Here is a 19,273-nt window from a genome sequence, read left to right as displayed (position 1 = left end):
TTCCGCATCAACAGGAAAGGAACCCATGATGATCCGCAATATCGTGCTCGCCGCCGCGCTTCTCGCTCCTGTCGCCGCCACGGCGCAGGAATTGCCGACCGCGGCCTACCTGCCGCTCGACATGGCCGTCAAGGCTGCCGAAGCCGCGGTGAAGGCCTGCGCCGCGGAAGGCCACAATGTCAGCGTTGCCGTGGTTGGTCGCGATGGCGCAACCAAGGTGCTGCTGAAGGCTGACAATTCCGGCCCGCATACCGGTCAAAGCGCACAGGGCAAGGCCTTCACCTCCGCTGCCATGGGCCGCGATACGGCTGGCCTCGGCGAGTTCATCGCCTCCAAGCCGGCGAATGAAGGTCTTCGCGACATGGACGCACGCATGGTGATCCAGGCCGGTGGCGTGCCGATCAAGTTCGGCAAGGCCCTGGTGGGCGGTATCGGCGTCGGTGGAGCACCGTCGGGCGATATCGACGCGAACTGCGCAACGGCCGGCCTCCAGGCAATCGGCGCCAAATAATCTGCGCCAAGTCATCTGCAGAGCATCAGAGGTGGCCGTCCCAGGACGGCCACCCAGACCGCTGACACCCCCCTGGCGAGAGCTGGGGGGTTGTGAATCAGGCGATATGTCGGAGAACTCGACAGCGAACATCCGAGCGCTCCGCCCCCTCAATCAGCAGGAAGCATGATTGGCCGAACCCGGCTCCGCGCTGACCCCTTGAAATTACAGCCGCCCACTCCATCTAAGGGCCACCACCCGTTTCGAGAGCTTGTCATCAGCGATGCCATTGGCATTCAATGACGGCACTCCGGGTTCGAGCAGGGCGCTCCCCGGAACACGGGTCGAGCGCCCTGTTTCGTTGAACGGGAATACTGTCGGCGATGTCGTCGATAAGCGAAATCATCGATCTCCTGCCGCAATCGACCTTACCCAGGGCTCTCAGCCCGCCTTGATCCGCTGGCGATAGACGAGATACGCACCTGCGGCGCTCATCGTCGCGAGTGCGAACCACGTCAGCGCATAGACCAGATGGCTGTTGCGAAAGCGGACGATCGTAAGGCCGCCGATCGGCAGCCCACCAGGATTGGGCGTAGCGTCCGCGTCGATGAAATAGGGTGCAACATCCTGCAGGGCCTTCGCCGCGGCGATCGCCGCGACATCGCGGGAAAACCAGCGATCGTGCGCCGGATCATTCGATCGCAGGAAGGCGCCACCGGGCTCGCTGATACGCAGCAGGCCCGTGACCGTCACATTTCCGGCAAGCTCGCCCCCGGCGCGGTCGCCGACATCGCGGCGATCGGAGGGGACGAAGCCACGATTGATGAGGACCGCCGAACCATCCTCGCGCAGCATGGGCGTCAACACCCAGAAACCGGCGCCGCGCTCCGTCACCGCCTGGACAAGCACCGATTTATCGTAGCTGAAGGCACCCGTCGCGGTGACGCGGCGGTACTCGTGCTTCTCACGACTGATCTCGTTCCACTTTTCTCTGATGGGCGCTGGCGTCGGCTGTGCATGGACGCGCGCCTCTACCCGAGCGATGAGATCGAGCTTCCAGAAAAGCCGTTGGACCTGCCAGCCGCCGAGCAGAGCGAACACGACGGTGAGAAGCACCAGGGCGCCCATCAGTTTCAGGCGGGCGCGCGAGGATGCGCGGTCTGTTCCCCTCACCTCACGATCGGCAATCATCGTCGTGTCCGCATGGCCTGTCCGGCGCTCAGGGCATGTTCTTCATCATTTCGTGGCTCATCGGCATCATGTTCGTGTTGAGGTGATGCATGACCCAAAGCGATCCTGCGAGCGCGATGCCGACGATGACGATCGTGAAGATCAGCGCCATCAGCGTCCAGCCGCCTTCGGAGCGGGCGTTCATGTGCAGGAAGTAGATGACGTGCACGACGATCTGGACGACGCCAATGCCCATGACGATGACGGCAGTCAAAAGCTTGCTGTCGAGCACGCCGCCCATGACCAGCCAGAATGGAATGGCCGTCAGGATCACTGACAGGATGAAGCCCGTCATATAGCTCTTGAACGATCCGTGGCCGGCAGCGTCACCGTGATGGCTATGCGCGTGATGAGGTTCGAATGCGCTTTCATGATCAGAATGTGCGCTCATCCGAGAACTCCGAGCAAATAGACGAAGGAGAAGACGCCGATCCAGATGACGTCGAGGAAGTGCCAGAACATCGACAGGCACATCAGGCGGCGCCGGTTATCCGGGATCAGCCCGTGTTTGCTGACCTGCACCATCAGCGTGATCAGCCAGATCGTGCCGAAGGTGACGTGCAGGCCGTGGGTGCCGACCAGCGTGAAGAACGACGACAGGAAGGCCGAGCGCGTCGGACCGGCGCCCTCATGAATGAGGTGATAGAACTCGTAGAGTTCGACTGCGAGGAATGTCGCGCCGAACACGCCGGTGACACCGAGCCAGAACAGCGTCTCCATCTTGGCGTTGCGCTCCATCTGCAGCATGGCAAAGCCATAGGTGATCGACGACAGAAGGAGCATCGCCGTGTTGAAGGCAACGAGGCCGAGGTCGAACAGGTCGGCCGGCGACGGTCCCGCCGCGTAGTTGCGGCCGACGACGCCGTGGGTGGCAAACAGCACTGCGAAGATCAGGCAGTCGCTCATCAGGTAGAGCCAGAAGCCCAGCATGGTGCTGTGTTCCGGATGATGCTCTTCCGTCAGATAGAACTGCGGCTTTTCTTTCTCTTGGACTTGGGTCTCGTTCATCGGTCTCAGGTCCGTTCCGCGAGCAGCTTGGAGCGCGCATCCTCAGTCGCCGCAACAGTCTCTGCGGGGATGAAGAAATCTCGCTGATAGTTGAAGGTATGGCCAATTGCGACCGTCAGCAGGGCGATGAAGGACACGGCCGCCAGCCACCAGATATACCAGATCAGTGCGAAGGCAAGCACGACGCTGATGCCGGCGAGGGTGATGCCCGTGCCAGTGTTCTTCGGCATGTGGATCGGCTTGAAGCCTTCGAGCGGACGCTCGTAGCCGCGGTTCTTCATGTCATACCAGCCGTCATGATCGTGCACGACCGGCGTGAACGCGAAATTGTAGTCTGGCGGTGGCGATGACGTCGACCATTCGAGCGTGCGCCCATCCCAGGCGTCGCCGGATGTCTCGCGCAGTTGGTCGCGGCGAAGGAAGCTGACGATCAGTTGCATGATGAAGGACGCGATGCCGATCGCGATCAACACCGCGCCGAAGGCGGCGATGATGAACCAGATCTGCAGCGATGGGTCTTCGAACTGGCTGACGCGGCGGGTGACGCCCATGAGGCCGAGGACATAGAGCGGCATGAAGGCGAAGAAGAAGCCGATCTGCCAGAACCAGAAACTCATCTTGCCCCAGAACGGATCGAGCTTGTAGCCGAAGGCCTTCGGCCACCAATAGACGAGCCCGGCCATCAACCCGAACAGAACGCCGCCGATGATGACGTTGTGGAAGTGGGCGATGAGGAACAGCGAGTTGTGCAGCACGAAGTCGGCCGGCGGGATCGCCAGCATCACGCCGGTCATGCCGCCGATGACAAAGGTCACCATGAAACCGATGGTCCACAGCATCGGTAATTCGTAGCGGATGCGGCCGCGATACATGGTGAAGAGCCAGTTGAACATCTTCGCGCCCGTCGGGATCGAGATGATCATCGTGGTAATGCCGAAGAAGGCGTTGACCGAGGCGCCCGAACCCATCGTGAAGAAGTGGTGCAGCCACACGATGTAGGACAGGATCATGATGACGCAGGTGGCGTAGACCATGGAGGTGTAGCCGAACAGGCGCTTGCCGCAGAAGGTTGCGACAACCTCGGAGAAGATGCCGAAGGCCGGCAGGACGAGGATGTAGACCTCCGGGTGGCCCCAGATCCAGATGAGGTTGATGTACATCATCGGATTGCCGCCAAGGTCATTGGTGAAGAAGTTCATGCCGACGTAGCGGTCGAGCGACAGCAGCGCCAGCGTGGCGGTCAGGATCGGGAAGGTCGCGACGATCAGGATGTTGGTGCAGAGCGACGTCCAGGTGAACACCGGCATCTTCATGAAAGTCATGCCCGGCGCGCGCATCTTGACGATGGTGGCGATCAGGTTGATGCCCGATAGTGTCGTGCCCACGCCCGCCACCTGTAGACCCCAGATGTAATAATCGACGCCGACGCCGGGACTGTAATCCGCGCCCGAAAGCGGGGGATAGGCCAGCCATCCGGTGCGCGCGAATTCACCAACGAACAGCGACATCATGATGATGACGGCGCCGCCGACGGTCATCCAGAACGAGAAGTTGTTGAGGAAGGGGAAGGAAACGTCGCGTGCGCCGATCTGCAGCGGCACGACATAGTTCATGAAACCGGTGACGAAAGGCATGGCCACGAAGAAGATCATGATCACGCCATGGGCGGTGAAGATCTGGTCGTAGTGATGCGGGTTGAGGTAGCCTTCGCTGCCGTTGAAGGCGATCGCCTGCTGCAGGCGCATCATGAGGGCATCGGCAAAGCCGCGCAGCAACATGATGATCGCCAGGATGATGTACATGATGCCGATCTTCTTGTGATCGACGCTCGTGAACCACTCGTGCCAGAGATAGCCCCAGAGCTTGTACTTCGTGATCAGGGCGAGGATCGCGAGACCGACCACCGCCACGACCGCGAAGGTCACGACGAGGATTGGCTCATGATAGGGAATTGCTTCCCAGGTAAGCCGTCCGAAGATGAATTGCGTGAGGCTGGTGTCACCAAACATGGGTCGTCCAATTTATCTTTGTATGCGGCCCGAAGGCCTGGGCGCCCGCCGGAGGGCTGGCAAGCGCGCGAAAGTCCTAGTTTGTCTTGTGCATGTCGTGGTTCATCGGTTCGGCCGCCGGCTGCTGTTCGCTGCCTTCGCCCGGCTGCTCGCTACCGGCGGCGTTGCCAGCTTCCGAAGCCGTCGCGCCGGGCGCAGCCGCTTCGATCACGCCGCCCGCGTGGCGGTTGTCATGCTCGAGTTTGGCGCGATTCTCGTGGCTTTCGACGCCGGCGCCACCCATCATGTCGATGTGCATCATCTCGTTCATGCACATCTGCCCGGCCCGCACACACATGTTGAGCACGGCGTCATAGAGGCCGTCTTCGACGGAGGCGAAGTAGCGCACCGGTTCCTTGACGCTCGGTTTTTCGAGCTTCAGGTAGGCATCACGGTTGAGCATCGTGCCGTTCTGCTTCACCTGGGCGACCCACTGGTCGAAGCCCGCTTGGTCCACACCGTGGAACTTGAAGCGCATGTGCGAGAAGCCGGCGCCGCTGTAATTGGATGAAAGTCCTTCGTATTCGCCTGCCTTGTTGATGACGGCGTGCAGCTTGGTCTCCATGCCGGGCATGGCATAGATCATGCCGGCGAGCGCCGGAACGTAGAAGGAGTTCATCACCGAGGATGCGGTGATCTTGAAGTTGACCGGTACGTCGACCGGCGCGGCCATCTCGTTGACGGTGGCGATGCCATAGTCCGGATAGAAGAACAGCCATTTCCAATCGAGGGCTACGACCTCGACCGTGATCGGCTTCGTCTCTTCGCTCACCGGTCGAGCCGCATCGATCCGGTCGAGCGGCCGATAAGGATCGAGCTTGTGGGTGCTCACCCAGGTGATTGCGCCGAGCGCGATGATGATCGCCAGCGGCGCCGACCAGATGATGACTTCGAGGCCCGTGGAATGATGCCATTCCGGATCATATTTGGCAGCCGTGTTCGACTGGCGATAGCGCCAGGCGAAGAAGAGCGTCAGGAAAATGACGGGGACGATGATCAGCAGCATCAGGACCGTCGAGATGACGATCAGATCCCTCTGCTGTGCGGCAATATCGCCGGATGGCGACATGACGACCATGCTGCATCCGGTGAGTACAGAGAGCAACAGGACTGATATCACCGATCGTCCGGCTAAACTGAATGGCTTCGGCATTGCGGCCTCAACTTGCGTTTTGTCTAGTCGGCATTACTCGGGCACGATCGCGCATGGAAGTGAGGTCCATCGTCGCAGCGCAGCATTTTGCCGCAGTGCAGTGACGGCATTATCGCTCTATGCGCGTTGTACTGGCGTAATGGCTATTATCGGTTCGATGCCTGCCGTTCCGGCGAACGCTGGGCGCGAACTCGAATGAGGCATGTGCGCAAGTACGTGCACGGCATTCTTGATATCAGACGCCAATTGGTCAACACTCTAACGACAAGACGCAAGTTCGTCGGAGAAGTTCATGGTTTCGGTCGCTCACCCCACATCGTCCGGTCTCGAACGCGATGCACGTCGCATTCATGAGGATGACAAGCCCCTCTCTCCGGGCAGCATCGCCATCGGCGTGGTGATCGGGCGAACCTCGGAATTCTTCGATTTCTTCGTTTACGGCCTCGGCTCGATCCTTGTCTTCCCAAAGCTGATCTTCCCGTTCGCGCCCAATGCGGTGACCGCGACGCTGATGTCCTTCGCGCTGTTCCCCCTCGCCTTTCTTGCTCGCCCGGTCGGCTCCTTCGTCTTCATGTGGATCGACCGGAACTACGGGCGCGGCACGAAGCTGACTGTGGCCCTCGTCATACTCGGCGGTTCGACGGCGTCGATCGCCTTTCTGCCCGGCTACGATACGATCGGCTACTGGGCCGTGGCCCTATTGGCGCTGTTTCGATTGGGACAGGGGTTCGCCCTCGGCGGCGCCTGGGATGGCCTCGCCACGCTGTTGAACCTCAACGTGCCGCAAAATCATCGCGGCTGGTACGCGATGATCCCGCAGCTCGGCGCGCCGATCGGCTTTGCACTGGCGAGCATTCTCTTCGGCTTTTTCGTCAGCAACCTCTCGGAGGCGGACTTCCTCGCCTGGGGGTGGCGCTATCCCTTCTTCGTCGCCTTTGCGATCAACGTCGTCGCGCTCTTCGCGCGCCTGCGCATCGTTGCCAGCAAGGAATTCGGCGCAGCCATGGAGGCCAAGGAACTCGAGGCCCGGCCGATCTTCGAAATGCTGAGCAAACACAGCATCGACGTCGTTCTCGGCGCCTTCGTGCCGCTTGCAAGCTTCGCGATGTTCCATCTCGTCACCATCTTCCCATTGAGCTGGGTAACGCTCAATGGTGGGCAGTCGGCTGCTGAATTTCTTTGGGTGCAGGTGGCAGGTGCGGCCGTCGGCGCGATCGGCATCGTGCTGTCCGGCGTGATCGCCGACCGGGTCGGCCGCCGCAACCAGCTGATGATCGGCGCGATCCTGATCGCAATCTTCAGCTTCTCCGCGCCCTTCCTGCTCGATGCTGGCGGCAAGGGCCAGGATGCCTATATCCTGATCGGCTTTGCGATCCTCGGGCTCTCCTTCGGCCAGTCCTCCGGTGCTGTATCTTCGCGCTTCACGCAGTATTATCGCTACACCGGCGCCGCACTGACGTCGGATCTTGCCTGGCTCGTTGGTGCCGCCTTTGCGCCGCTCGTGGCGCTCGGTCTCGCCAGCAGCTTTGGCATCATCTTCATCGGCGGATATCTGATTTCGGGTGCGATCTGCACGATCGCGGCGCTCAGCCTTTCCCGGGCACTCGATCAGCAGTAGTGACGGCAGCAGCCGCTCTACCTTGTCTCGTCAGAGGCAAACCTCGACGTGGAAGCCCCGGTCCATCCCCGGGGCCGGCGAGGCGATGCGCAATCGTCCGTGCATTTGTTCCACCAGCCGATGCACGATCGCAAGGCCGAGGCCGGAACCCGAAGCTTCGGTTGGCCCGCGACTGAAACGCTTGGTCAGGCCATCCAGCGTTTCCGCGTCGATGACGGCGCTGTCGTTGGTGACGCGCACACCATGCGCGTCCACGTCGATGCTGACCGGGCTGCCGGACGGGCTGTGTATCAACGCGTTTTCCAGAAGATTGCGCAGCACGATCGCAAAGGCATCGGCGCGGATCGGACGCACGAGTTCGGCGCCGTCCGCGACATGAATCTTGAGGCGGCTTGCGCCGAGCACCGAGCGTTCCATGTCTTCCAGCACAAGAGCCAGCACTGGCAACAGGTCCGTGCTTTCGTCCGCGATAGCGATCCCTGCCTCCGCTCGCGACATCTGCAACAGCTTCTCGGCCAGTCGACCGAGATGAAGCAGCGCGCGCTCGATCTGACCGGCTCGCTGCCGAAAGGCCGGAGGCACCTCACTCATCAACCGCTGTGTTTGCGCAAGCGCGCCGGCGATCGGGGTCCTCAGTTCATGGGCACTGTTCGAGGTGAAGTCCCGCTCCGCTTCGAGCGCGGCCTTGAGCCTCGTCAGTAGCAGGTTCACCGAACGGGCAATTGCGCGAAGTTCTCTCGGGAGCGCGGCTTCGTCGAGCGGAGCCATATTGCCGCTGTCCTTCGTGAGGATTTCTTCGCGCAACTGTTCGACCGGCGCAAGCGCGCGGCGCGCGACGAGGATGATGGCAATTATGCTGGTTGGGATCAGCACCAGCAGCGGCAAGAAAAGCGCTGTACCGCCTTCGAAGAGAGCTTCGGTACGATGGTCGAAGGCATCGGCCACCTGGACGAAAAGAGAGCCGTCGGTCGTCCCGGCGGTGTAGATACGGTGCGTGGCCGTTTGCGAGAAGCCGACCTCAAGCGGAACCGCGAAGGGTGCCGGTGCGCCGTCGTCAAACAAAACCCTGCCGCCACGATCGCGGACCTGATAGATCAGATATTGTGAATTCAGCGGAGGCGCAATGAGGCCGGCTGCGGGCGTGCCGTCGGCACGGTCACGGGCGATGTCATCGACGACGATCTGCAACAGGCGCTCGGCCGTCTCCTGGACCCCGCTGTCGAAAATCTCGGTGAATTCATCCTGCATGACATAAACGCCAAGGCCGAGCGCGACGAGCCAGAAGACGGCGACGACGCTCGTCAGCGCAATGGTCAGCCTGCGGGTCATGCTTGCCACGCGCGCCATCGGGTCACCTGATGCTGTAGCCGAGGCCCCGAACCGTCTCTATCCGGTCGGAGCCGATCTTCTTGCGCAGGCGGCTGATATAGACCTCGACCGTATTGCTCTCGATTTCGGCGCCAAAGGCGTAGAGCGCGTCGTGGAGCTGCTCTTTCGATACAAGTGCACCGGGATGGGCGACGAGTTTGTCGAGCACGGCCCATTCCCTGGCACTGAGGCTCAGGCTTTCCCCTTCAACCAGCACCTTGCGATGAACCTGGTCGATCTCGATGCCGGGAAGCCTGACCGTTGGCGTCGCATTGCCGACATACCGCCTGGAAACGGCCAGCATGCGCGCAGTCAGTTCGCCGAGATCGAACGGCTTGACCAGATAGTCGTCGGCCCCGCTGTTCAATCCTTCGATGCGATCGGAAATCTGGTCGTGTGCCGTCAGAATGATGACGGGTGTGCCGTCGCCGCGTATTCGCAGAGATCGCAGCAACGACAAGCCCGAACCATCGGGCAGTCGAAGGTCGAGCAGTATGAGACCGTATAAAACCGTCTCCGTCGCTGCCGTGGCATCGACGATGCGTGTAAACCAGTCGACGGCGTGACCGCCCGCCGCGACATGGTCGCGCAGCGCTTCCCCCAGAACCTGATCGTCTTCGACTAATAGGACTCTCAAGATATCACCGGACACTTGTTCGTCCTTGCCTATGTTCGACGGGGAGATGGGCGTCAAGCCCTCGAGCGTTCGCGGCTGGGTTCGTATCGCCATGCGGCAACGGCATGGCCGGCGCATGATGATCGCGATTGAGCCGCGAACGGGCGCTGACGGATGGCTAGGATGCGGCGCGTTCGCGAAACGCACCGCGCCTTTTCATGTAGCTGATGATCGCCGTGCCAATGCCGACGAGCGCTATCAAAACGCCGAGCGCCGTGAGCGTAAATGTGTTGTGTTCAACCGGCGCATTGCTCGCGAATTTGTACATTTCGGTTGCCAGAATCGCGATCATCGCGGCCGAGACGGTCGAATAGTCCTTGCCGATGACGCGCTTGACGTTGAACGTCATGCCCTCGGTCGACTGGGCGAAGTTTCTCATGCGCAATGCCCATCGCGGCACGTCACGGCAATAGGCCTGGTAGGCTTCCCCGAATGTCCTGTTCAGAAAGGCTTCTTCAGCATAGACGATGCACTGGTACATGAAGGCAAAGAGCCCGATGCCGAAGACGGCGAGAAGCGGGTTGCCGTGCAGAAGGAACACGCCCGAGTAAAGCAGCATGTTCCCAACGTAAAGCGGGTTGCGGCAGACGCCGAACATGCCTTCCGTAACGAGATCCTTGGCATAGACCTTTTTCTTCAGGCCGCCGCGCTGAATGTATTTGTACCCGACCACGGTCGCACGCAAGGCGAGCCCGGCCAGGATGACCAATACGGCCGCAAGGTCCTTGGCGAGCGTCAGCGCCGGGCTATCCAGCACCAGGGCCGGAGGCGGAGCCAGCAGGAACAGAACAATGATGATGGCCGGAAAGAGCTGGTTCCGGAAGCGGAAGAGAAAATTGCCGATCGCGATCATGGCCTGACTTTCCTACTTGATCGCGATGATGCCGCAGAAATTGTACCAGCGGAAAAAGACCTCGACGCTGCGGAAGCCTGCTTCCTTCAGGAGCTGGAGGTTTTCCTCCAGACGGTAGGGAATGAGCACGTTTTCGAGAGCTTCGCGTTTCTTGGCGATCTCGGTCTCGGAATAGCCGTTGCGGCGCTTGAAGTCGTAATAATGCTCGATGAAGAGACGATTGAACGTCGAATCTTCGCTGGTCAGTTTTTCGACGAGCAGAAGTGCGCCGCGTTCGTTGAGCCCCTCATAGATCGTGCGCATGATGCGCTCGCGATAGAGCGGGCGCACGAACTGCAGCGTCAGCAGCATCATTACGACGCTGGCATTGTGTACGTCGATCCCCTGATGCAGGTCCCCGACCCTCAATTCGATCGCCCGGCTGATCTCGGCTTGCGCGATCTTTTCCTTGGCCTTCTCGATCATGTCGGGTGCATTGTCGATGCCGACAAAACGCACGGCGGGATCGACCTTGGCGTCAAGCCCAAGGAGCGTAGTGGCCGTCGAACACCCGATGTCGTAGAGATCGCTGCCGGCTTCTGCGAAATCCGCGGCGAGTTCACAGACCATGCGCTGGATCTCGCCGTAATAGGGAACCGAGCGGCTGACCATGTCGTCGAAGACGGCGGCCACGGTCGCGTTAAACGCGAAGTCGCCCACCGGCTGATCCGGCGCTGCGAAAACCTCGTCCCGCCTGTTGTTATTCTCGTGCACCTGTAGGTGCGGTACCTTGCCAACCATTCGCAGGTTCCTTTGTCCTTCCGAAGCACTTCCAGTGCCGGCACCCTGCCTGCGTTGCGGCAGCGACCGATCTGTGGGCTAGAGGGCCATCAAAACCTGACATGAACCTGAAAGGGGCACCAAAGCACACACCACACGAACGGCGCGCCAATCTAACACCCTGATTTTATGAACTTGAATGCCAATTCGGGCGCCGCCTATTCGAGCCCCTCGACTCCGTCGTCAAAGGTCACGGTGCAGCGGTGCCCGGCCGGTATGTAGTTGTCAGGGTTGGGAAGCTCTATCCGCAAGCCGAACGTGCCGCTCGCTGCGTCGAAGACCTGATCAATCACCTTGATCTTACCCGCAAAGCGGCCCTGGATCGGCGCATTCGGGACCACCTGCGCCTCCATTCCCACCTGTAACTTGCCGAACTCGCTGACCGGGATGAAGGCTTCGACAAAAAGCGGGTCAAGCTTGGCGATCGTCGCCAGCTTGCCGTCCTGGTCCAGGTATTCTCCATTGAAGAGTGAACGCTCGAGCACAACGCCGCTGATCGGACTGCGGATCGTCCTTTGCTCGAGCACCGTCTGCGCCCTTTGCAGTTCCAGCTCTGCGCTGCGCTTGCGGGTTTCGGCAGTCGCAAGCTCCTTCTGGATGACCTCCATCTCGGCCACGGCCTCTTCGAGCTTGTCGGTCGAGGTGACGTTGCGGGCCAGCAGCGCCTCCGCCCGTTTCATGCGGTTGCGCGCAAGATCGAGGCGCGCCTTTTGCGCCTCGATTTCGGAGGTACTCGCGGCCTGCTCGGACATCAGTTCGACGGTCGCCTGCTCCGTATCCGAATGGAGCCTGGCGATGATCTGGTTTTCGCTCACATGGTCGCCGCGCGCGATCAGCACCTCTTTCAACAGGCCGGGAACCGGACTCCCGATGCGGACGACGACAGAAGGGTCAATGACGCAATCGTAGGCTTGCGCCGAAGCCGGCAAGAGGGCCCATAGGGGAAAAAGAACGGCCAGCAACTGCCGCATCCCGTTGGGCCTTTCCGGTAGGGGTTTATCCGTCCGGTCTTTTGTCATCGCATCACTCCGGCAGGCCCGAAAAGGCAAGCAATGTGCCCAGGCGTCGATCCTGAGCGAGAAGGTTCTTTCGGTCCCTGGCATGCGAGCGTTCCGCCCGCTGCTGGGCCAAGTGGAAGAGCCAAAGTCCGGTGCGCTGTCCGCAGCGGCCGAGCAGACGCAGCGGCTGCCAGGGAATGAGATCAAGCAGCGGGTCTTCCAGGGACAGGATTGCTTCCGTACTTCCCGGATCTCCCTTGCGGGCGGTTCGCCCCTCCATCTGTCTGTCGATGCGCCCCGCGTCATGTCGCTCACTGAGCAAAACGTGAAGGCCACCGAGCGCGAGAGCCTCCGGGACCACGGCAATGTCGACGCCGCGTCCCGCCATGTTCGTGGCGACCGTCACCCGACCGACGCCGCCGGCCTGTGCAATGATTTCGGCCTCTTCCGAACTCTGTTCGGCATTGAGGACGCGATGCTCGATCCCCTGCCCCTCAAGCACCGCGCTGACCGCCTCGGAAGCGGAGACCGAGCGCGTCGCAATCAGGACCGGTCGACCGGCGATTTGCAGTTCCTGGACCCGTCGGACGATTGCCAGCCATTTGTCCTCGAGCGTGGGGCAAATCGTCGTCGGCAATTTCGACCGCCGCGAAGGCGCGTTCGGGGGAATGCGCATCACCTGCAGCCCGTAGACATGCCGCAGTTCTTCGGTGATTTCGCGGGCGGTCCCCGTCATTCCTGCCAGGTGGAGGTAGCGGCGGAAGAACCGCTGATAGGTCATCCGCGCCATTGTTAGCTTGCGGCTGGTGATCTCGCAGCCTTCCTTGCCCTCGACCAGTTGATGGAGACCGTCGCTCCAGGAGCGATCGGGCATCACACGGCCGGTATATTCGTCGATGATCTGGACCTTGCCATCGCTGACCAGATAGTGCTCGCCCTTCCTGAAGAGCAGCAGCGCGACGAGCGCTTGGCTGGCGGCCTCCTCTCGCCGGATGCGATTGCGCCAGATCCCGCCGATCGCTTCGGCACGCGCCGCAAGCTTGGCCTTTCCGGCTTCGGTCAATTCCAGCCTGCGTTCGTCGACCAGCAGGTGATAATGGGTCGGTTCCTTGAAACCGTCGATCAGCGCGAAGGTCTGCTCCACCCATTGCCGCTCGCCGTCCGCGTCCGTTTCCTGGGAAATGATGAGAGGCGTTCTCGCCTCGTCCACCAGCACGCTGTCGGCTTCATCGACGATAGCGAAATGCAGTCCACGCATGACGAAAGGCGGCTCCTGACCGCGGCGCTCGTCGAGCATGCGGTTTATCTTCGCATGAACGGGCCGTGGCTGGCCGCCAAAGGTGATGCGGTCGCGCAGATAGTCGAAGGCGATTTCCTTGTTGCTGGCATAGACGATGTCGCAGGCATAGGCGGCCGGCCGCTCCGGGCGTGGGACAGTACTGTTGACGAGACCCGTCGTCAGCCCAAGAAAATCGTAGATGGGGCGAAGTATATCCCGATCGCGCGCCGCCAAGTAATCGTTGACGGTGATGACATGAACCGGAAGCCCGGCAAGCGCGGCGATCGAGGCCGTCAGGCCGGCAGTCAAGGTCTTGCCCTCGCCCGTGTCCATCTCGGCCACGCGCCCCTTCAGCATGGCAAGACCGGCAAGGATCTGGACGTCGAGATGGCGCAATCCGATCGTGCGCCGCGAAACTTCGCGCACGATCGCAAAGCCGAAGCAAATATTGGCATCGGTGAGGCCGTGGCACCGCAGGGCCGCACGGACTTCGTCGATGCGGGCTGCAAGCCCCTGTCCGGTTTCGCCGCGCAAGGCGGCTTCCGTCGCATTGATCCTCTGGACGAGTTCCCTCAGATGGCGCCGGTGCAAACGACCGGCAACCATCTGCGGAACGCTGGTCACCATCTTCTCGGTGCCGTCAAGCCAGTGCTCGGCTCGCTCCTGGCGTTCGGGGTAGGCGACCAGTGGAGGCGGCGACCAGCTCGGGACGAGGATATTCATGGTCGCTTGCCCGGCCCCCCTTAGGCGCTCGCTTCCTCGACGGGCGCATCATGGCCGTTCCGGTAGCTCTTCGACTGCTTCGCCACGGCGGGGGGAGCGTCGCCCTTACCGGCAACATCCACGGCTTCGGGCATGCGCTCCAGCATGCTGGAGAAATGCCTGAGCGAGTGAAGATGCAGGTATGTGCACTCCAACTCGTCATTGGTGAACATCGCCTGCAGCTCTTCGCTCGCCAGCGCCTTCAGCTTTTCACGGTTGACCGTCATGAAGCCGGAAAGCGAGCGGCGTTCGCCACTGTTGAGGTTGAACTGGGCCTGCATCGGCTGCAGCAGCCCCAGTGATTTCAACCGCTCGCAATATTGGCGGGTTCGCTGGTGCCTTGCCTGATAGTCCTGCAGGAAGCCCAGCACGCTCTTCAGGTATTGCGTTTGCTGCCCCTCACTGTCGAACAGGCGCTCGCCGCGGCCTTCGCGATTGAAGCCGTCGAAACTCTCATCGATGTGAAGGATGAACGTCTTGCCGCCACGGTCCGTCGAGAACACGAACGGATAGCGACGGACGAAGGCCGGCACATATTTGCCGAGCCAGGCACCATCATCATCGACGAAGAGGTTCTGGGTCTGCTGGGCGCCGAGAACCACCGCAGGCGTGACCGTGTCGTCCGTGCCGGCAAAGACGATCGGATATTCGGCGGCAGCCTGAGCAAATTCGATGGCCGTCACCGGAACCGAGTTCACTTCTTTTGCGAACTTGTAGGAAGTTCCAGCCTTGATGGAGACATCCTTGTGGCGATCAGCCGAGACGGGATGCACGTCTTGATAGAAAAGAAGTTGTGCTGCCATGGTGTTTTCCCTCTAGTATCTTGTAAGCGTTACTCAGGTATTCGAGAAGACAGCCGCCGGATTTTTACTCAGGCTAATTTAATCGAACACTTTATTAGACTTCGTGTCCAGTCAAACTTTAAATAATCGGAGGAATATTTGCCGCGTTGAACGATAAATTCTACTTGCCATGGGGGAAGACCCGTGGGAGAACCTCACAAAGACGCGTCCGCCCACCCGAGGCACGGTCGGGCTCTCGGTCAGCACCAGATCGAGATGCAAGAGATTGGCAAGCACCCGCCGCTGTGACGGGTCGCGTGGGTCGAGTGCAATGGTGCCGCCGCCCACGGTACTGAGCGCTGCATTGGGCAATGTGTCGGTTAGCGCCGGAACCTCACGGACAACGGACGCCCTGTAGACCTTCGAGATATCCTCGACGAAACGCAGGCTTACGTCCCGTGTCTGCGAGCGAACGAGGTCGGCATCCTCCTCCGGGACGATGACCCGAATGGTCGGCTTGTCGAAGTGCGCGACATAGGCGATCACCTTGCCACGCTGCACGAACTTGCCGGGCAGATCGTGATCGTCGGGCAAGATCAGCGTGCCGCTCGATTGCGCTCGGACGATCAGATTCTCCTGCCTTTGCCGTGCCAGGTCCAGATCGGCGAGAGCAAGCCGCAGCTCCTCCTTGACCATGCGCGCATGGGCAAGGTCCGAGAGATCCTGCTTGGTAAGACGCCGTTGGAGCTCGGCGACACGCAGCTCGAGCAGGTCGACGCGCGCCGCCAGCAGCGGATCCTCCAGCCGGATCAGTGGATCGCCAGCCTTGACCTCGGTGGCGGGTGCAGCCGCGATTTCATCGACCGTGCCGTCCGTCTGAACATGGACGATCGCTTCGCCTGGCAGCCAGACGATGCCCTGCACGACGGTCGCATGCGGGATGGGCAACACGAAGAGAAGCAGCGCGGCCACGGCAAGCGTCGATCCGACGACCGCGAAAGCCCGCCCCCGGTTTCTTCGCAGCAGCGGGCTCGTCAGCAGGAACCAGAAGGCTTTCGCCAATGGTACGGCCAACATCAGGATCAATGCCCAGATGGCGAGCAACGTGCCGACAATGAAAAACTTCTGGCTGACGAGCGCGATGATCGCGCTCGTGACCACGAGGCGGTAGAAGAACGCCGAGACCCCATAGAGGACGAACCAGAACTCCTCCCCGGGCGCCGTCGCCGGTGAACTGACCGCGCCGATCTTGAAGGCGTAGCGCTGAACGAGGTAGGCGAGATATTTGTTGGCTCGGCTCGCGAGGTTGGGAATCTCCAGAAGATCACTCAGAACGTAATAGCCGTCGAAGCGCAGGAGCGGGTTGCCGTTGAAGAGCAAGGTCGACACGCCGCCGATCAGCATGACGTTGAAGGCGAAGGCCCGAACGAGCCCCTCCTCCGCATTGACCCACACGATGAGGGCGAGCGCGGCGAGCGTCATTTCCACGAAAATGCCGGCAGCGCCGACGAGGGCGCGCTGCCATTTGCTGGCAAAAGCCAGGCTGTCGGATGCATCGACATACGGTACTGGCATGAAGACCAGCATCATCGCGCCGACCTCGTGAACGTCGCCTCCCCATCGCTTGACGGCGTAGGCGTGCCCGAGTTCGTGCAGGGTCTTGATCAGCGGATAGGCGATCAGCATCAGGAAGAGGTTTGACGTTGACAGCACGCGGTCGGTCACATTGGCGGTCAGCGCGTTCCAGTTCATGCCGGCAAGAACGGCGGCATAGGTGACAAGACAGATGAAGACGAGCGCGCCGAACCACGAGAACAGCACCCGCCCGACGATGGCGGTGGCGTTCAGAAACTCGTTCGGATCGAGCAGGCCGAAGCGAATGGCGAGCGGATTGCCGAAACTCATCAACAGCTTGCGATTGCGCGCCTTCTTGCCGCGTTCGGCGATTTCATTGATGTCGGGCGGTACATTGCCGAACAGGACGTCCGCCGCGTGTAACTGCCCGAGAAGCTGGATGACCTCATCCTGGGTGACGACCTTGTCGATGAGCTTGTCGCAGGCGATGTCCCAGATCGCCTGCATCGTGCGCTCGCCATCCATCAGGCTGATGATGAAATAGGTCTCGGGCGTGAAACGGTGGAAACGCCCGGAGGTCCGGTCCTGCAGCACGTACCAGAGCTGACCACGGAAGACCGTGCGGTGGATGCGAACATGGCCGCGCAGCTTCAGCTTCAGTTGCGCGACGCGGTACCAGGACGAACTGAAGTAGGACCGTTCCATATCCGCCTCCTCACGGCAACCAGCGCCACGCGGCGAGATAGGCCCATTGCACCATCTTGTCGGTGTAAACGCGGATCAGGAGCCGTTCGTCCACGGCGGTCTTGGCAATACCCTCCATGCCGGGTCGAAGCCGATCACTGACGTGATCCAGCGCTGCTTCGACCTTGAAGAAATTGTGGCCCTCCTTCTGGGTGGAGATCGCGGTGATCTGCTCGATCCGGTAGGTGAGCGGCTCCTGAGGAAGTGCCGAAACCCGCAGGACGCCCTTGCGGCCGATCTCGACATCATCGATGTCGCTTTCATCGACTTCGAGGATGACGCGATAGGATTCCAGCGGTGCGATCGTGAAGAGCTCCTGCCCGCGCTCGACCGCCGCACCGATCGACTGGCTGAGGTCGCCGCTGACCACATAGCCGTCAAAGGGAGCGAGCAGCCGGGTGCGCTTGAGTTGCTCGTCGATCAAAGCGAGCTGGGCGTCGGCCTGATCGATCTGCGCCTTGACGATGAGCGCTTCGGCACGCTCGTGCTGCATCAATGCCCGGTCGTATTCGGTCGTCTTCTGCTGCCGAGTGGTCGTCAGCCGAAGCCGTTCGAGTGTCAGATCCTGGTCGTCGAGCTGCGCCAGGATCTGGCCCTGCTTGACCACTTCGCCGGCCCTTGCCGACTGACTGGAGACATAGCCGTTGAACGGCGCCACAACGGTTCGCTGGATTGTGCCGCGAACGACGGCCGAAGACGTTACGGAATATTCCGTCGTCGCCACGCTGAAATAGGCGGCCAGGACGACAGCAATCAGCGTCGCAAGCTTGCGGCCGAAATAACCTGGCCCCAGTAGCCGCCGCAACTGGTCGCCCGCGGCCTCCCAGAGCTTCACTAGGACGTTCCTGTCGTTGCGGCGTTTTTCCTCGAGAACCGGTCCGACGACCGCTGCCACTGCGTCACACAGGTCGACCGTGGTCTCGTCGAAGGTACTGCCGCGTGGGCGCTGCAGCGTCAGCGCCCCAACGATCTGCTGCCCCGATTGCAGGGGGATCGTCAAAACGCCTCCGCACTTGTGCGTCTCGACCAGCTCTTCGTGTGCCCGGACGACGCGATACTCCCAGTGCTCCTGCGGCGGGTAGAGAACAATCGCACGCTGATCGACAGCCTCGTCCATCGCCGCGCCGATGTCGCGAATAATGTTGACCTTGTTGCCGAAGCCCGCCGCATGCGAGACGGTCGCGACCCGACATCGCCGTCCGCGGACGAAACCGACGCTGACGGGGTCGCATGCAAGCCGCATGGCGAGTTCGGTAACGAGCGCTGTGGCCGCCTCGACGAAACCCTTCGCCTCAAGCACCGCGGCAAGCATGTCGAAGGCCAGCCGGTTTCGCTCACTGATTTCTTCGTTTTCGACTTGGAGCTGGCGCCTGAGCAGCACCTCGATCCAGCCGGAGGCCCATTGCACCTTGCGCATCACCTCGTTGATGGCAGATGGCTCGGCGGAAAGCGAAAGTGCGCAGGCGCCGTACAGGCGCTCGTTGACGATCAAGGGCGAAGCGATCAATTGCACCATGCGGCTGCCGGTGGTTCCGGTGGATATGCCCTGACGTTGGCTCAGCGCCTTTTCGGCGGCGGCGGTCAATCCCTCGTCGAGGCCCCTTTCCGGCCAGAAGGCGATCGGCGTATAGGGTCCGGTGTCCGGCTCCCCGAGCATGACCATGCCGCTGGCGACCCCTGCTATCTGACGGCAGAGTATGGCGAGCCATGTCTCCACGAATTCTTCCGGCTTGGTCGCATTGCGGAATTTTTGCCAGAGCGCTTGATCCAAAATAGCGTACTTCACCGCCCCCGGGCCTTCGACCGGGGGCGGTGATGAATATTCCCTGGCAATCTGATCAGTCATGCCGGCACGCGATGGCCAGACAGT

At 61.2% G+C, this 19,273-nt stretch carries 17 protein-coding genes; 3 read left to right on the top strand and 14 right to left on the bottom strand.

The features are described from left to right. Positions 1-28: 28 nt before the first annotated feature. A complete protein-coding gene (locus tag ACQ5BM_RS26720) occupies positions 29-511 on the top strand; it encodes a GlcG/HbpS family heme-binding protein (protein WP_429817978.1) in 483 nt (160 codons plus the stop codon). Between the two features lie 420 nt (positions 512-931). Here the strand turns inward: ACQ5BM_RS26720 and ACQ5BM_RS26715 are convergent, their stop codons facing one another. The 5 genes from ACQ5BM_RS26715 to cyoA form a co-directional block, all read right to left on the bottom strand. Beyond that, on the bottom strand, positions 932-1,681 hold the full coding sequence (locus tag ACQ5BM_RS26715) for an SURF1 family protein (RefSeq protein WP_429817865.1): 750 nt from the start codon (positions 1,679-1,681) through the stop codon (positions 932-934). Between the two features lie 28 nt (positions 1,682-1,709). Next, positions 1,710-2,111 (bottom strand): cytochrome o ubiquinol oxidase subunit IV, encoded by a 402-nt coding sequence (gene cyoD / locus ACQ5BM_RS26710; protein ID WP_429817863.1) that lies wholly within the window; start codon positions 2,109-2,111, stop codon positions 1,710-1,712. Next, complete coding sequence (gene cyoC, locus ACQ5BM_RS26705; protein WP_429817861.1) at positions 2,108-2,728, bottom strand: cytochrome o ubiquinol oxidase subunit III; 621 nt, start codon at positions 2,726-2,728, stop codon at positions 2,108-2,110. The genes cyoD and cyoC overlap by 4 nt, the downstream gene beginning before the upstream one ends. A gap of 5 nt (positions 2,729-2,733) precedes the next feature. Further along, positions 2,734-4,737: a cytochrome o ubiquinol oxidase subunit I gene (gene cyoB / locus ACQ5BM_RS26700; protein ID WP_429817859.1), complete on the bottom strand. Its 2,004-nt coding sequence runs from the start codon at positions 4,735-4,737 to the stop codon at positions 2,734-2,736. Between the two features lie 76 nt (positions 4,738-4,813). Beyond that, positions 4,814-5,929 (bottom strand): ubiquinol oxidase subunit II, encoded by a 1,116-nt coding sequence (cyoA, locus tag ACQ5BM_RS26695; protein ID WP_429817857.1) that lies wholly within the window; start codon positions 5,927-5,929, stop codon positions 4,814-4,816. On the opposite strand from cyoA, the gene ACQ5BM_RS26690 reads away from it, so the two are divergent. Together ACQ5BM_RS26690 and ACQ5BM_RS26685 are read left to right on the top strand one after the other, a co-directional pair. Next, positions 5,844-6,128 carry a hypothetical protein gene (locus tag ACQ5BM_RS26690; protein ID WP_429817984.1) on the top strand — a complete coding sequence of 95 codons (285 nt, stop codon included), beginning with the start codon at positions 5,844-5,846 and terminating at the stop codon, positions 6,126-6,128. The two genes, cyoA and ACQ5BM_RS26690, sit on opposite strands and share 86 nt — an antisense overlap. A gap of 93 nt (positions 6,129-6,221) precedes the next feature. Further along, positions 6,222-7,547 (top strand): MFS transporter, encoded by a 1,326-nt coding sequence (locus ACQ5BM_RS26685; RefSeq protein ID WP_429817855.1) that lies wholly within the window; start codon positions 6,222-6,224, stop codon positions 7,545-7,547. A gap of 30 nt (positions 7,548-7,577) precedes the next feature. On the opposite strand, the gene ACQ5BM_RS26680 is transcribed toward ACQ5BM_RS26685, so the two are convergent. The 9 genes from ACQ5BM_RS26680 to ACQ5BM_RS26640 all read right to left on the bottom strand — a co-directional run bounded on the left by ACQ5BM_RS26680 (position 7,578) and on the right by ACQ5BM_RS26640 (position 19,120). After that, positions 7,578-8,894, bottom strand: a complete 1,317-nt coding sequence (locus tag ACQ5BM_RS26680; RefSeq protein ID WP_429817853.1) for a sensor histidine kinase — start codon at positions 8,892-8,894, stop codon at positions 7,578-7,580. A gap of 4 nt (positions 8,895-8,898) precedes the next feature. Further along, on the bottom strand, positions 8,899-9,552 hold the full coding sequence (locus tag ACQ5BM_RS26675) for a response regulator (RefSeq protein ID WP_429817976.1): 654 nt from the start codon (positions 9,550-9,552) through the stop codon (positions 8,899-8,901). A 157-nt stretch (positions 9,553-9,709) separates the two neighbouring features. Then, a complete protein-coding gene (locus ACQ5BM_RS26670; RefSeq protein ID WP_429817851.1) occupies positions 9,710-10,444 on the bottom strand; it encodes a methyltransferase family protein in 735 nt (244 codons plus the stop codon). A gap of 12 nt (positions 10,445-10,456) precedes the next feature. Further along, positions 10,457-11,224, bottom strand: a complete 768-nt coding sequence (gene cmoA, locus ACQ5BM_RS26665; protein WP_429817849.1) for a carboxy-S-adenosyl-L-methionine synthase CmoA — start codon at positions 11,222-11,224, stop codon at positions 10,457-10,459. Positions 11,225-11,421: 197 nt separating this feature from the next. After that, positions 11,422-12,312: an efflux RND transporter periplasmic adaptor subunit gene (locus ACQ5BM_RS26660; RefSeq protein WP_429817847.1), complete on the bottom strand. Its 891-nt coding sequence runs from the start codon at positions 12,310-12,312 to the stop codon at positions 11,422-11,424. Continuing rightward, the gene (locus ACQ5BM_RS26655) at positions 12,287-14,263 is read right to left on the bottom strand and encodes a preprotein translocase subunit SecA (RefSeq protein ID WP_429817846.1); all 1,977 of its coding nucleotides are present in this window, start codon (positions 14,261-14,263) and stop codon (positions 12,287-12,289) included. The genes ACQ5BM_RS26660 and ACQ5BM_RS26655 overlap by 26 nt, the downstream gene beginning before the upstream one ends. Before the next feature lie 20 nt (positions 14,264-14,283). Beyond that, positions 14,284-15,105, bottom strand: coding sequence for a SapC family protein (locus ACQ5BM_RS26650; protein WP_429817844.1), 822 nt, complete (start codon positions 15,103-15,105; stop codon positions 14,284-14,286). A gap of 111 nt (positions 15,106-15,216) precedes the next feature. Continuing rightward, positions 15,217-17,364, bottom strand: coding sequence for an efflux RND transporter periplasmic adaptor subunit (locus ACQ5BM_RS26645; RefSeq protein WP_429817842.1), 2,148 nt, complete (start codon positions 17,362-17,364; stop codon positions 15,217-15,219). 10 nt (positions 17,365-17,374) lie between these two features. Beyond that, entirely contained in the window at positions 17,375-19,120 is a 1,746-nt protein-coding gene (locus tag ACQ5BM_RS26640; RefSeq protein WP_429817840.1) for an HlyD family efflux transporter periplasmic adaptor subunit, read from the bottom strand. Between the last annotated feature and the right edge of the window lie 153 nt (positions 19,121-19,273).

The organism is Ensifer sp. B1-9, assembly GCF_050474445.1.
Lineage (GTDB): Bacteria > Pseudomonadota > Alphaproteobacteria > Rhizobiales > Rhizobiaceae > Ensifer.
This window is presented reverse-complemented; position numbering and strand designations above follow the sequence as displayed.